Source organism: Streptomyces sp. NPDC056373, assembly GCF_042262425.1.
Classification (GTDB): Bacteria; Actinomycetota; Actinomycetes; order Streptomycetales; family Streptomycetaceae; genus Streptomyces.
The window spans coordinates 369,835-382,976 of the sequence record NZ_JBHJPX010000001.1 but is presented as its reverse complement, the minus strand read 5'-3'; the positions used below and the strand labels follow the sequence as shown (position 1 = coordinate 382,976).

The following is a 13,142-nucleotide window of genomic DNA, read 5'->3' as shown; positions in this document are numbered from 1 at the left end:
AGGGGTATGGTCCATTTCCATGGCGGAATCCTGGGCCACTCTGGGGCTCGACCTGCATGTGGAGCCGAGCGGGCCGGGCCTGCGCCGGGGGCTGACCGACGCCCTGCGCGAGGCCGTGCGCTCCGGGCGGCTGGCCCCCGGCACCCGGCTGCCGTCCTCCCGCGCACTCGCGGCCGACCTGGGGATCGCCCGCAACACCGTCGCCGACGCCTACGCCGACCTGGTCGCCGAGGGCTGGCTCACCGCCCGGCAGGGCTCGGGCACCCGGGTCGCCGAGCGGAGGGTCGTCCCGCCCGCCGGCACCGCACCCCACCCGCGCACTCCCGCCCGCCCGGCCTACGATCTGCGCCCCGGCAGCCCGGATCTCACCTCCTTCCCCCGCGCGGAGTGGCTCAAGGCGGCCCGCCGTGCCCTGAACGCCGCCCCTCACGACGCCCTCGACTACGGCGACCCGCGGGGCCGGCCCGAGTTGCGGGCCGCGCTCGCCGGGTACCTCTCCCGGGCCCGGGGCGTGCGTGCCGACCCCGAACGGATCGTGGTGTGCGCCGGGTTCGCGCACGGCCTGAAGCTGCTCGGCACGGTCCTGCGGGCCCGCGGGGCACGGACCGTCGCGGTCGAGTCGTACGGGCTGGACGTGCACGCCAGGATCCTGGCCGGCTCCGGTCTGGACACCGCCACGCTGCCGTTCGACCGGCTCGGCACCGACCCGGCCGGGCTGTCCGGGGCCGACGCGGTCCTCCTCACCCCCGCCCACCAGTTCCCCATCGGCGTGCCCCTGCACCGCGACCGCCGTGCGGCCGTCGTGGACTGGGCGCGGCGCACCGGCGGGCTGGTGATCGAGGACGACTACGACGGTGAGTTCCGCTACGACCGGCAGCCCGTCGGCGCGCTCCAGGGCCTGGACCCCGACCGCGTGGTCCACCTGGGCACGGCGAGCAAGTCCCTCGCGCCCGGGCTGCGGCTGGCCTGGGCGGTCCTGCCGCCGGGCCTCGCGGAGGAGGTCGCGGCGGCCAAGGGCGGCGTCGACACGTGCGGGGTGCTGGATCAACTGACCCTGGCCGAGTTCCTCACGTCCGGTGCCTACGACCGGCACGTCCGGGCGGTCCGCCTGCACTACCGGCGCCGCCGGGACGCCCTGGTCGCCGCCGTCACGGCCCGGGCCCCACAAGCCCGCGTCAGCGGCATCGCGGCCGGTCTGCACGTCCTGCTGCGGCTGCCGCCGGGCACCGAGCAGCCGGTGGTCCAGGCGGCGCACTGGAGGGGTCTCGCGCTCCACGGACTCGCCCGCTACACCCGTCCCGGCGCGCGGGCCGAGCCCGTCGACGCCCTGGTCGTCGGATACGGCACACCGCCGGACCACGCCTGGTCGGGGGCGCTGGACGCGCTGTGTGCGGTACTTCCCGGATAATCGCGTGAATTCCCCTCCGGAATGCCGCCCGAAGGATATGGTCACCCCATGAATGAACGCTCCCCCATATCCCGCGTCGCCCTGAAGGAAATCACCCCAGACGTCTCCGCGGCAATGGGCTCCCTGCATGCCGCCGCTGTTTCCGCGGCCCAGGACGCCAAACTCGAACCGGAACTGCTGGAACTGGTCAGGGTCCGCGCCTCCCAGATCAACGGCTGTGCGTTCTGCCTCGACCTGCACACCAGGGACGCCCGCGCGCAGGGCGAGGAAGAGCGGCGCCTGCACACCCTGAACGCCTGGCGGGAGGCGCCCTTCTACACCGAACGCGAGCGTGCCGCTCTGGCGTTGACCGAGGCCGTGACACTGGTCCACGACGGCCGCGTCCCCGACGCGGTCTACGCCGAGGCGGCCGCGGTGTTCGACGAGAACCAGATCGCGGCCCTCATCTGGGCGGCCACCGTCATCAATGCGTACAACCGCATCGCGATATCGACCCGCATGGTCCCGAAAAACTGAAGAAGGCAGCAGGAAAAGCCCGCCGGGTCGAATATGGCCCGGCGTCGCTGTTTCCCGCGCAATTCAATCGGCCGGCAGCGGCTCCATCATGCCGTCCAGCCATGCCCGCCACTCCGCGGCCCGTTCCACCGGGGGGATCCGCATCGGCCGTCCGATCCAGCCCGTCACCGGCCGGATGCCGTGCAACGCGTTCAGCAGCCAGATCTCACAGCCGTCCAGCTCGGCCACGGTCCGCTCCCGGTGCGCGATCCGGAACCCGGACCGCAGCGCCCGCTCCTGGACCAGCCCGGCCGTCACGCTCGGCAGGACGGGCAGCCGCGGCGGGGGCAGGCACAGGGTGTCGCCCTCCCACCACAGGACAGCCGCGGTGGCCGACTCCAGGACCGTGCCCGAGGGGGCGATCAGCACCGCCTCCTCCGCGCCCTCGCCCGCGGCCCGGCGGCGCACCCGGGCCAGGGTGTCCAGGTCCGGGCCCTTGCGGCGGGGCACGGTCCGCGGATCGGACTGGCCCGCCGCCCACAGGCGCACCCCGCTGCCGAGCGGCGGAGCGGGCCGCAGGCGCAGCCGCAACTCCATGGAACCCGCCGCCAGTTCCACCCGGGGGAACCACACCCCGGTGCGCGGCAGGGCGGCGGTCACGTCCCGCCAGAACTGCGCGAGCCGGCGCGGCCCGGGCCCGCCGCAGTCGCCACAGGACCGCGAGAACCTCTCCCGATGCCGGGCGTAGGCCCGCACCCGGCCCTCGCGCAGCAGCCAGGAGTCCGCCACCAGCAGCCGTCCCCCGTCCGTGCGCTCGGGGCCCGGGGCCGGGACCAGCCCGCCGTCGGGTGTCCACGCCCACAGTCCCTCCACCACCACCGGCCCCGTCACCACGCGGCCCTCCTCGGTACGCGCGCGGCCCGCGCCACCTCCGGTCCCGTCACCACGCTGCCCTCCTCAGTACGTGCGGCCCGCGACCGCGGGCGCCCCGTGCCGGGGCCCGTACGGCGCGTGCTCCAGCCAGGATCCACACCACGGCAGCATCGGCGCCAGGGCCGCCGCGGCCCGCTGCCTGACCCGGACGGCCCGGCGGCGCGGCCGCAGATGCTCCAGGGCCGTACCGGCCGCGGCGCTGTTGAACAGCCCCGCAGCGCGCCGCACCTCCGCGAAGTGCGCGACCGCCTCGCCGGTCCCGGCGGCGATCGCCTCGGCGGCGGCCGCCGCGTCCGCGATCCCGCTGTTCATCCCGCGCGCCCCGAACGGCGGGAAGAGATGCGCCGCCTCGCCGGCCAGCAGCACCCGCCGGTGCGGGTCGGTGAACGAGGCCGCCACCTTGCGCACGAAGCGGTACGTCGACACCCACAGGATCCGCTCGCCGTAGCCCTCCCCGACGACCGCGGGCAGCCAGCGCCGTACGGCCTCCTCGGTGCCGAACTCCTCCGGCCGGTCCGCGTCGCGGCACTGCAGGTCGACCTGGAAACCCCCGGTGAACGGCACCCGCATCACACTGCGCCCGCCGGCCCCGGGATGCTCGTAGTGGAAGATGCGCTCCCACGGCAGTTCGGCGCCCGGCACATCGGCGACATCCACGACGACGTGGAAGCCCTCGCCCCGGGTGCCCTCCAGCTCGATGCCCAGCGCGCGCCGGACCGCGGAGCGGGCCCCGTCGGCGGCGACGACACGGCAAGCGCTCCACTCCCGCCCGGCGGCATCCGTCAGCCGGACCCCGTCCGCCGTGCTGTGCACGCCCGTCACACGGGCGTCCCACACGAAGTCGACCCCGGCCCGCTCACAGGCCGCGCGCAGGAACCGCTCGGTGTCGGTCTGGCGCAGGCTGGTGAAGGGAGGCGGGCCGGACGGGGGCGGGAAGGTCCGGGCGTAGACCTCACGGCCCCGGTACAGGGTGCGCCTGGTGTGCCAGGTCCGCCCGAACGAGGTGATCTCGGCGGCGAGGCCGGGCAGCATCGCGTCCAGCAGGGCGAGGGTCTCCCGGTGCACGAACAGGGCCCGGCTGCCCGGCCGTTCACGGTCTTGCGGGTCGGCTTCCAGCAGCGTCACCGGCAGGCCGTGCGCCCGCAGCGCGAGGGCCGCCGACAGGCCCACGGGCCCGGCGCCCACGACCACCACCGGGGTCATGCCCGCACACCCTCGGTGAGCATCCGGGCGATCTCCACCCGCTTCACCTTCCAGGTCGCCGTCATCGGCAGTTCCTCGAACCGCCACTGCCGGGGCTCGGCCATCGCCGGCAGCCCCGCCGTGGCCCGCCGCCAGCGCTCCGGGTCCAGGGGCCGCTCGCCGCGCACGCACACCACCGGCACCGGCTCGCGGTCCGCCCCCGGCACGATCACGACCTCGCGCAGCTCCTCCAGCCGGGACATCAGGGTGTCCTCGACCTCCAGGTTGCTGTGCACCGCGTCGATCCGGTCGACCTCACGGTCGATCAGGTACAGCGCCCCCAGCCGGTCCCGGTAGCCCATGTCGCCCATCTCCCACCAGCCGTCGGTGAGCTGACGGTCGTAGCGGTCCGGCAGGCCGAGGTAGGTGAGGATCCGGCCCCGCGTGCGCGCCTCGATCCGGCCCGGGGTGCCCGGCGGGACCCGCGCGCCCTCGGCGTCGGTCACCCGGACCCGGGTGAAACCGGGTATCCCGTAGCCGACCCGGCGGCCGTCCGCCCGGGCCGCACTGCGCCGGGTCACCACCTGGAACGCCACCGGGCCCGTCTCGCTCTGCCCGTACAGCTGGATCAGCCAGGGCGTACGGCGCCGCGAGGCGTCCAGCAGCCGCCGCACGGTGCGTGGATGGATCGCGTCGAACGTCGAGCCGTACGACCGGACCCGGGACAGCGGCGCCCCGGGCGCGTCGGCCAGCTCCTCCCACAGCACGAACGTGTTGGGGTGCGTCTCCACGATGCCGGGCCGGTGCCGGGCCAGCAGCGGGCCCACCGCGGCCGGATCCGGGTCGGTGATCAGCACGAGCGGGCTGCCGAAGTGCAGCAGCACGCCGAGCAGATGGTAGAAGCGCGAATGCACGAACGACATGTGCAGCGCGGCGGTCTCGCCCCGGGTGGGCCGGCCCATCGCCTGCTGCGGCACGAGCCGGTTCCACATGGTCCGCGCGCAGTGCACGGCCAGCTTGGGGACGCCGGTGGTGCCCGAACTGTGGGTGATCAGGGCGGGTTCGCGCGGGTGCAGCCGGACGGGCGGGGGCGGTTCGGCGCCGGTGTACTTCGCCAGGGGCTCGGCACGGGGAGCGTCGTCCACGGACAGGGTGCGCCGTACGAGACCGGACAGGGCGATGCCCTTCAGGCCGTCCAGCGTCGCGGCGTCGGTGACCAGCCAGGGCTGCCGCAGCCGTGCGAGGAGCTGCCCCGCCACCTCCGGGGCCAGCGTCGGCGACAGCAGCACGGGCACGGCCCCGATACGGGAGACGGCACAGGTCAGCAGCATGATGTCGACATTGTCCGCCTTGTGCACCACGACCTGCTCCGAGGGCCGTACCCCCGCCTCCCACAACCGCCCCGAGACCTCCTCCACCACCTCGGCCAGCACGGTGTAGCTCAGGTCGGCCCCGAGGGAGGGGGCTACGTCCAGCGGCCGGTCGAGGGTGACGAAGACCGGCCCGTGCCGGTCGGCCGCACGCCGGAAGACCGGTCCCAGATAGAACCCTCGGTCGGCGAGCAGGTGCTGTCTCATGGGGTCGTCCTCTCCGTGGTGTTCACCAGGCGCCCTCGCGGACCAGATGGCGGCGGAGTTTTCCGGTCGGAGTGCGGGGCAGCGACGGGACGAAGCTGACGCTGCGGGGGACCTTGAAGGCGGCGAGGCTCTCGCGCGCCAGGCCGGTCAACTCGTCGGCCAGACCGTCGCGTACCGGCGCCGCGGGGACCACGAAGGCCCGCAGGCGGCTCGCGCCGCGCCCGTCGGGAACCGCCGCGACGGCCACCTCCCGCACCGCCGGATGGCCGCGCAGCACGGCCTCCACCTCCAGCGGGGAGACGGTGATGCCGCCGACCATCTCCATGTCGTCGACGCGCCCCAGGTGCCGGTACGTGCCGTCCGGTTCGCGGCGGGCCCGGTCCCGCGTGGCCAGCCAGCCGCCCACCAGGGCCCGGGCGGTCTCCTCGGGCCGGCCGAGATAGCCGGGCGTCACCGTCGGCCCGCGCACCCACATCTCGCCCTCGGCGCCGTCCGGCACCGGATGCCCGTCGCGGTCGCGCAGCTCCACCTCGAAGCCGGGGACGGGAAGCCCCACGGTGCCCGGGTGGTTGTGGGCGAAGCCGTTGGCGCAGAACGCGTGACCGGCCTCGGTGGAGCCGATCTGCTCCAGCACCGGCGCGTCCAGCAGCGCGGTCACCTGCCGGGCCAGTGCCTCCGGCAGCCCCTCACCGGCCGACACGGCGGCCCGCACCGAGGCGAAGCAGCCCTCGTGCCCGTGGCCCCGCTCGGCGACCAGCGCGGCGTACGCCGACGGCACGGAGTACAGCAGCGTCACCCGGTGCCGGGCCGCGAGCTCGTCGATGGCGGCCGGAGAGGGCCGCCGGTCGACCAGGACTGCGGAGGAGCCCGAGAACAGGGGGAAGACGAACGCGTTGCCGAAGCCGTAGGCGAAGAACAGTTTCGACACCGACAGGGTGACGTCCTCCGCCGTGATCCGCAGCACCCGCCGCCCGACCAGGTCGTGGTAGGTGCGCGGATCGCCGTGCGTGTGCACGACGCCCTTGGGGTGGCCCGTGGTGCCGGAGGTGTACTGCACGTAGAGCGGGCTGTGCGCGTCGACCCGGTGCGCGGGGGCCGGATCGGCGGCGGGGGCGAGGGCCATCAGCTGGTCGGCGCCGAGCCCCGCCCGGCCGGCGAACCGCCCCTCCAGGCCCGGCCCCGTCACACACAGCACGGCGTCGGTGTCCTCGGCCAGGAACGCGTGGTCGGCGGCCGGGAGTTCGGGGTTGACCGGGACCGCGACGGCCCCGAGCCGGGCGGTGGCGAGGAAGGCCGTCACCCAGGCCGGGGAGTCCGGCAGCGCGAGCAGCACACGGTCGCCGGGGCGCACCCCGTGGCCGGCCAGCACGGTGGCCGCGCGGGCGGCGAGGCCGTGCACCTCACCGTGGGTCCAGGCCCGGTGCCCCTGGTGGAAGGCGGTCCGCGCGGTCCATCCGCGCCGCTCGGCGAGTTCCGCCAGGTGCGCCGCGAGGTTCCCGGGCGCTCCGGTCCCGGCCGGGCTCAGCGTGGCCTGTGGACTGGTCATCGCCGGGCCTCCCCGGCCGCACCGGCCTTCTGCCCCGGCGGGGGCTGCCGGCGCATCCGGTCGGCGGTGTGCCGGTGCAGGGCCCGCATCGGGGCCGCCGTCTTCAGCAGCATCTCCTCGTACTCGGCCTCCGGGTCGGAGCCGAGCACGATCGCGCCGCCCGCCCCGAGATGCACCTGGCCGTCGGCGAAGACGGCGGTACGGATCACGATGCTGAGGTCCGCTCCGCCGCCGCACCCGAAGTAGCCGAGGGCTCCGGAGTAGACGCCGCGGGCCTCGGTCTCCAGCGAGTCGATGATCTCCAGCGTCCGCAGCTTCGGCGCGCCGGTCATCGACCCGCCCGGGAAGCAGGCCCGCACGCAGTCCACCGCGTCCGTACCGGGCCGCAGCCTGCCCTCGACGGTCGACACCAGCTGGTGCACGGTGGCGTACGTCTCCGTGGCCATCAGCTGGGAGACCCGTACGCTCCCGGTCCGGCACACCCGCCCCAGGTCGTTGCGCAGCAGGTCGACGATCATCAGGTTCTCGGCCCGGGTCTTGGCGTCCGCCGCGAGCGCGTCCCGCAGCCGGGCGTCCTCCTCCGGTTCCTCGCCCCGGGGCGCGGTGCCCTTGATGGGCCGGGCCTCGGCGGTGCCGTCCCGGCCGATCCGCAGGAACCGCTCGGGCGAGGAACCGGCCACCTCCAGCTCCCCGAACCTCAGGAACGCCGCGTACGGGGCCGGGTTGTCGCGGCGCAGTGTCCGGTAGAACTCCAGCGCGTCGGGCGGCGCGGGCAGCCGGGCGGCGTTCGTCAGGCAGACCTCGTAGCTGGTGCCCGCCCGCAACGCCTGCCGGCAGGCCTCGATGTCCGCGAGATAGGTCGCCCGGTCGCGCACCAGCCACGGCTCGGCGGCGCCGGGGTCGGCCGGGGCCGGCGGCCCGGGCAGCGGCGGCTGCTCCGTCGCCACGCAGGAGAGGCCGGCCAGCACACCGTCCAGCCAGTCGGCGGCCTCGCTCGCGGCCTGCGGGGTGTCCTCCGCCAGGCACACGACGTAGGTGAAGCCCTCCTCGTGGTCCACCGCGATCACCCGGTCGGCGAACAGCCAGGCGGCGTCCGGGGCGGGGGAGCGGTGCCGGTTGGCCGACCCGCAGTCGGCCTTCACCTCGTAGCCGAAGTAGCCGACGTAGCCGCCGGTGAAGTCGAACGGCAGCCCGGTCGCGTCCACCCGGCGGGTGGTCAGCTGCCGCTTGAGGTAGTCGAAGACACTCGCTCTGACCCGCCGCACCGGCCGGCCCGCCCGCTCGATCTCACACCGCCCGGCGGTGACGTCGTACCGCACGAACTCGGCGAGCGGCCCCTGGTCGTCCCCGAGGAACGAGAACCGCGACCGCCCCGGCTCGACCAGCGAACTGTCCAGCCAGAAGGATCGCGGCGACCCCGCGAACATCCGCCCGAAGACCGCCTCCGTGTCGACGGCACCGCTGATCCGCCGGGTGTGCAGCCGGTAACCGGCCCGCCCGGGACGACGGGGCCGTGGGAAGCCGACGGAGGGCCCGTGCACGTCGGCGGACCCACCGACACCGACGGACGCACCCTGCTCTGCGGCCGAGCCGCCCGTGTGCGCCGTAGCGGTCCCGCCCTGCCCTGCGGCCGAGCCGCCCGTGTGCGCCGTAGCGGTCCCGCCCTGCCCTGCGGCCGAGCCGCCCGTGTGCGCCGTAGCGGTCCCGCCCTGTCCTGCGGCCGAGCCGCCCGTGTGCGCCGTAGCGGTCCCGCCCTGTCCTGCGGCCGAGCCGCCCGTGTGCGCCGTAGCGGTCCCGCCCTGCTCTGCGGCCGGGACACCCATGCGCGCCGAAGCGGCCCCGCCCTGCCCTGCGGCCGGACCGCCCATGTTCGCGGAAGCGGTCCCGCCCGGTGCTTTCGCCGTGCTGAGGGGGACGACAGCCCTCTGGGAGACCGCGGCGACCTGGAAGACGGCCGCCGTCGCGGGCTTGCGCGGGCGCCCGGTGTCCGGCAGGCCCGTCCCCGCCCGCCACACCCCCATGTCGCACTCCGGGACGCCGGGCCGCCGCCGTACTCCCACGTGCGACGGCACGGACGTGTTCTTCGGGCGCAGCTTGCCGGCCCGCTCGGCGGTGAGGTTGCGGAAGTTCACGAGCATGCGGTGCCCGTACTCGGTGAGGACCGACTCGGGATGGAACTGCACTCCCCACAGCGGCCGTGTGCGGTGCCGGAGCCCCATCAGGACGCCGTCCTCCGACCAGGCCGTGGCCTCCAGCGTCTTGGGCAGCGGCTCGCGCACGGCCAGCGAGTGGTAGCGGACGGCGGTGAAGTGCTGCGGCAGCCCGTGGAACAGGTCCCGTCCGTCGTGCCGGACCGTGGACAGATGCCCGTGCCGCGGCTGTGGAGCGGGCCCCACCCGGCCGGCCTCCCCGAGCGCGATGCCCTGATGCCCCAGACACACCCCGAGCACCGGAACCGGGGAGGCCGCGAGCAGCCTGCCCACGATGCCGAAGTCACGCGCCTCGCCCGGGTGCCCGGGTCCGGGGGACACCACGAGGTTGTCGAACGTACGGAGATCGGGGAGGTCGTCGACGGGCGCGTCGTTGCGGACCACCACCGGCTCCTCTCCGTTGACCTCGGCGATCAGCTGGAACAGGTTGTACGTGTACGAGTCGTAATTGTCGATGAGCAGGGTCTTCACCCGCCCACCTCCCTCTGTTCGTTCGCGGGCCTATGTGGCCCGGCGTTTGTGCCGGCCGCGCAGTGCCTGGAGCGACGGATACAGCCATTTCCTGAAGAAACGCTGGAGCCGAGGCATGAGAATCCAGGTGACAAGGGCCGTCACACACAGACACAGCAACAGTGTGCGAAACAGTGCATTGAGGTCACCGAGATAGGGGAGAACCGTCAGATTGAACAGGAGCACCGGCGGGAAAACCGCGCTCATATTCACGAACCACAGTTTCCATTTCGACGGCGGAGCCGGCGGCGCGGGTGTCAGCGTCTGCGCGTCGAACCAGGCCCGGGCGCCCGGCACCCTCCGGCGCTCCGCCTCCCGGGCGACCCCCTCCAGCCGGGCGTCCCACCGCTCCCGGGAGTCTGATTTCTCCCAGGCCAGGGCCGAACCCTCGCTGGCGAAGCGATAGACGACATGCCACTCCGCCCCTCCGTCGACAAGTACCCCACCCCCCAGAAATCCCGGCTGCCGCGCGGTCGCGCCCAGCATGGCCCACCCCCAGGAATGGAAGTCGGCCGCACGGCCCGGCGACACGCGATAGGCCACGGTGACCGTGACGGGATTACTGGTCACGCCGTCCCGTACGGAAAGCGCTCACCCCGCGTTCAAGTTTCAACAAACAATTTTCCGGCCGTTCGCAAGATCACCCCCGAAGGTACGGACTTTCGACAGCCGGAAACCCGCCCCTAGCGTGGCGCCACGGCGCCCTCCTCCGCCTCCACCGGCGCCTCCCCGAACCGCGACAACGCCAGCGCCCCCGCCACCGCCACCGCGAAACCGAGGATCGCCAGCCACCCCAGCCCCGGCCGTGTGCGGTCCCCGAGCCACACCACTCCGATCAGCGCGGGCGCGACGGTCTCCCCGAGCACCAGCCCGGCCGTCGCCGTGGTCACCGACCCGCGCTGCAGGGCCGTGGTGAGCAGCAGGAAGGCCGCCCCGCCGCCGAGCAGCAGCGCGTACGTCGCCGGATTCGGGAACAGCTCACCGGGCGAGAACCCGTCGATCAGCCGCACCGACACCTCCACCACCCCGAACCCCAGCCCCGCCCCCAGCCCGAGCGTCAGCGCCCGCCCCCGCTCCGGCAGCCGCCCGCCGAACGCCCCGAGCAGCAGCACCCCGGCCGCCGCCCCGAGCATCGCCCACGGCAGCCAGCCCGGCCCGGACTCGTCGCCCTCCGCCCCCGACGCCAGCCCCAGCAGCGCGAGCCCGGCACACACCACCGCCACCGCCGCCCACTCCACGCGGCTCAGCCGCACCTTGAGCAGCCGCGCCGCGACCACCGCCGTCACCGCGAGGCTCGCGGCCAGCGCGGCTCCCACGGCGTAGATCGGCACCGATCGCAGCGCCAGGATCTGCAGCACGAAGCCCATCCCGTCCAGCGCGAGCCCGGCGAGGTACCGCCACTGCCGCAGCGCCCGCCACAGCAGCGCCACGTCCCCGCCCGGCCCGGTGGCCGCCGCCGACCGCGCGGCGATCGCCTGCAACACCGTCGCCGTACCGAAGCAGACGGCCGCACCAAGGGCGCACACCATTCCAAAAATCACAAACCGACAGTAGGCGAGCGGTCGTGAACGGGGGGCCATGCGCGCCCGTCCTCACCCATCTCTAGGCTGACCGCTTGTCAGTGCACGGACGGGGAGACACGGGGAGACACGCACATGGCTGAAACACGGCGACGGTTGCGCTCGAGCACGGTGGTGCTGGGCGGCATGGGCGTCCTCGCGGCGGCCCTGTCCGCCTGCGGCTCCGACCCGGACCGCCGCTGCGTGGACCGGGACAGCTACGACTACATCAACGGCTACAAGATCGTCGCCGACAAGAACTGCTCGTCCGGCACGTCCTCCTCGGGCAAGGGCCGCAAGAAGACCGGCAAGACCAGGACCGCCGACGCCGACTGGTACTACGACGCCGACGTCAGCAGCGGCTACGCCGACCACGGCACCTTCAGCCGCAGCGAGGCCGTCGACCGGGGCGGCTTCGGCTGCTCGGGCTCCGGCAGCGGCGGCGGCTGACGGGCGGACACGGCAGATGGAACGCAGAACCGTCGAACCCCGCCCCGGCTGGCAGCAGACCGTCGAGGAACAGGGCCTGATCTACCCCCTGACCCGCTACCCCGACGACTCCCTGCGCCCCTACTGGGACGAGAGCGGGTACTACGTCTTCTCGCTGGAGGAGGTCGAGGCCCTGGAGGAGGTCGTCGAGGACCTCCACCGCATGTGCCTGGCGGCGGCCGGCCACATCGTCACCGAGGACCGCTTCGCCGACCTCGGCATCACCGACCCCCGGGTGGTCCGCACGGTCGCCGAGGCCTGGCAGCGCCGAGCCGAACTCCCCTCCGTCTACGGGCGTTTCGACCTCCGTTACGACGGCACCGGCCCGGCCAAGCTCCTGGAGTACAACGCCGACACCCCCACCTCACTGGTCGAGGCCGCGTCACCCCAGTGGTTCTGGATGGAGGACCGCTTCCCCGGCGCCGACCAGTGGAACTCCCTCCACGAACGCCTCATCGACGCGTGGAAGAAGCAGGCCGCCCTCCTGCCGCCCGGCAGCCCCCTGTACTTCGCGTACTCCTCCGCCGACGAACTCGGCGAGGACATGATGACGGTCGCCTACCTCAAGGAGACGGCCGAGCAGGCGGGCCTGGCCACCGACTGGATCGCCATGGAGGAGATCGGCTGGGACCGCCTCTCCGGCCGCTTCGTCGACAACCGCCTCCGCTTCATCCGCAGCGTCTTCAAGCTCTACCCGTGGGAGTGGCTCACCACCGACCGCTTCGCCGACCATGTCCTGGACACCCTCGACAACGGCGGCGGCACGGGCTCCACCCTGTGGATAGAACCGGCCTGGAAGATGCTGCTCAGCAACAAGGCGCTGCTGGCCATCCTCTGGGAGCTGTACCCGGACCACCCGAACCTCCTCCCGGCGTACCTGGACGGCCCCCGGGACCTGCCGTCCTCCACGGGCTGGGTGGCGAAGCCCCTCCTCGGCCGCGAGGGCGCGGGCGTCACGATCCACGAGCCCGGAGCCGCCCCCACCCTCCGCGACGAGCCCTGCGTCTACCAGCAGCTGGCCCCGCTGCCCGACTTCGACGGCAACCGGGTGGTCCTGGGCGCCTGGGTGGTGGAGAACGAGTCGGCGGGCCTGGGCATCCGCGAGTCCTCGGGCCTGATAACGGACGAGTACGCAAGATTCCTGCCCCACGTGATCCTCTAGTCGGGGCTCAGGGTCACGTCCCTATAGGGGCGCGGGGAACTGCGCGATCAACCACAGACCACCCGCACTCG

The 13,142-nt window shown here is 73.9% G+C and carries 11 protein-coding genes; 4 read left to right on the top strand and 7 right to left on the bottom strand.

Annotated elements, in window-relative coordinates; genetic code table 11:
- Positions 1 to 19 precede the first annotated feature (19 nt).
- Together ACFCXS_RS01805 and ACFCXS_RS01800 are read left to right on the top strand one after the other, a co-directional pair.
- Complete coding sequence (locus ACFCXS_RS01805) at positions 20 to 1,408, top strand: PLP-dependent aminotransferase family protein (RefSeq protein ID WP_376640926.1); 1,389 nt, start codon at positions 20 to 22, stop codon at positions 1,406 to 1,408.
- A 48-nt stretch (positions 1,409 to 1,456) separates the two neighbouring features.
- Complete coding sequence (locus ACFCXS_RS01800; RefSeq protein WP_376640924.1) at positions 1,457 to 1,924, top strand: carboxymuconolactone decarboxylase family protein; 468 nt, start codon at positions 1,457 to 1,459, stop codon at positions 1,922 to 1,924.
- Positions 1,925 to 1,987: 63 nt separating this feature from the next.
- On the opposite strand, the gene ACFCXS_RS01795 is transcribed toward ACFCXS_RS01800, so the two are convergent.
- From ACFCXS_RS01795 to ACFCXS_RS01765, 7 genes are all read right to left on the bottom strand, one after another.
- On the bottom strand, positions 1,988 to 2,794 hold the full coding sequence (locus ACFCXS_RS01795) for an aminotransferase class IV (protein WP_376641500.1): 807 nt from the start codon (positions 2,792 to 2,794) through the stop codon (positions 1,988 to 1,990).
- Positions 2,795 to 2,860: 66 nt separating this feature from the next.
- A complete protein-coding gene (locus ACFCXS_RS01790) occupies positions 2,861 to 4,039 on the bottom strand; it encodes an FAD-dependent oxidoreductase (RefSeq protein ID WP_376640922.1) in 1,179 nt (392 codons plus the stop codon).
- Positions 4,036 to 5,595, bottom strand: a complete 1,560-nt coding sequence (locus ACFCXS_RS01785) for a class I adenylate-forming enzyme family protein (RefSeq protein WP_376640920.1) — start codon at positions 5,593 to 5,595, stop codon at positions 4,036 to 4,038. Before ACFCXS_RS01785 ends, ACFCXS_RS01790 begins: the two co-directional genes overlap by 4 nt.
- A gap of 22 nt (positions 5,596 to 5,617) precedes the next feature.
- Positions 5,618 to 7,141, bottom strand: coding sequence for an AMP-binding protein (locus ACFCXS_RS01780; RefSeq protein ID WP_376640918.1), 1,524 nt, complete (start codon positions 7,139 to 7,141; stop codon positions 5,618 to 5,620).
- On the bottom strand, positions 7,138 to 9,822 hold the full coding sequence (gene pabB, locus ACFCXS_RS01775; protein WP_376640916.1) for an aminodeoxychorismate synthase component I: 2,685 nt from the start codon (positions 9,820 to 9,822) through the stop codon (positions 7,138 to 7,140). Before pabB ends, ACFCXS_RS01780 begins: the two co-directional genes overlap by 4 nt.
- A 30-nt stretch (positions 9,823 to 9,852) precedes the next feature.
- Entirely contained in the window at positions 9,853 to 10,431 is a 579-nt protein-coding gene (locus ACFCXS_RS01770) for an antibiotic biosynthesis monooxygenase (protein ID WP_351635922.1), read from the bottom strand.
- 113 nt (positions 10,432 to 10,544) lie between these two features.
- On the bottom strand, positions 10,545 to 11,390 hold the full coding sequence (locus ACFCXS_RS01765; RefSeq protein WP_376640913.1) for a hypothetical protein: 846 nt from the start codon (positions 11,388 to 11,390) through the stop codon (positions 10,545 to 10,547).
- Positions 11,391 to 11,516: 126 nt separating this feature from the next.
- Between ACFCXS_RS01765 and ACFCXS_RS01760 the strand changes: the two genes are divergently transcribed.
- Positions 11,517 to 11,870, top strand: coding sequence for a hypothetical protein (locus ACFCXS_RS01760; RefSeq protein ID WP_376640911.1), 354 nt, complete (start codon positions 11,517 to 11,519; stop codon positions 11,868 to 11,870).
- 16 nt (positions 11,871 to 11,886) lie between these two features.
- On the top strand, positions 11,887 to 13,071 hold the full coding sequence (locus ACFCXS_RS01755; RefSeq protein ID WP_376640910.1) for a glutathionylspermidine synthase family protein: 1,185 nt from the start codon (positions 11,887 to 11,889) through the stop codon (positions 13,069 to 13,071).
- The last annotated feature ends 71 nt before the right edge of the window (positions 13,072 to 13,142 follow it).

Excerpts from the sequence above, each read along its gene's own strand:
- ACFCXS_RS01805 (WP_376640926.1), top strand. The coding sequence starts at position 20 with ATGGCGGAATCCTGGGCCACTCTGGGGCTCGACCTGCATGTGGAGCCG.
- ACFCXS_RS01800 (WP_376640924.1), top strand. The coding sequence starts at position 1,457 with ATGAATGAACGCTCCCCCATATCCCGCGTCGCCCTGAAGGAAATCACC.
- ACFCXS_RS01790 (WP_376640922.1), bottom strand. The coding sequence starts at position 4,039 with ATGACCCCGGTGGTGGTCGTGGGCGCCGGGCCCGTGGGCCTGTCGGCG.
- ACFCXS_RS01785 (WP_376640920.1), bottom strand. The coding sequence starts at position 5,595 with ATGAGACAGCACCTGCTCGCCGACCGAGGGTTCTATCTGGGACCGGTC.
- ACFCXS_RS01780 (WP_376640918.1), bottom strand. The coding sequence starts at position 7,141 with ATGACCAGTCCACAGGCCACGCTGAGCCCGGCCGGGACCGGAGCGCCC.
- ACFCXS_RS01765 (WP_376640913.1), bottom strand. The coding sequence starts at position 11,390 with ATGGTGTGCGCCCTTGGTGCGGCCGTCTGCTTCGGTACGGCGACGGTG.
- ACFCXS_RS01760 (WP_376640911.1), top strand. The coding sequence starts at position 11,517 with ATGGCTGAAACACGGCGACGGTTGCGCTCGAGCACGGTGGTGCTGGGC.
- ACFCXS_RS01755 (WP_376640910.1), top strand. The coding sequence starts at position 11,887 with ATGGAACGCAGAACCGTCGAACCCCGCCCCGGCTGGCAGCAGACCGTC.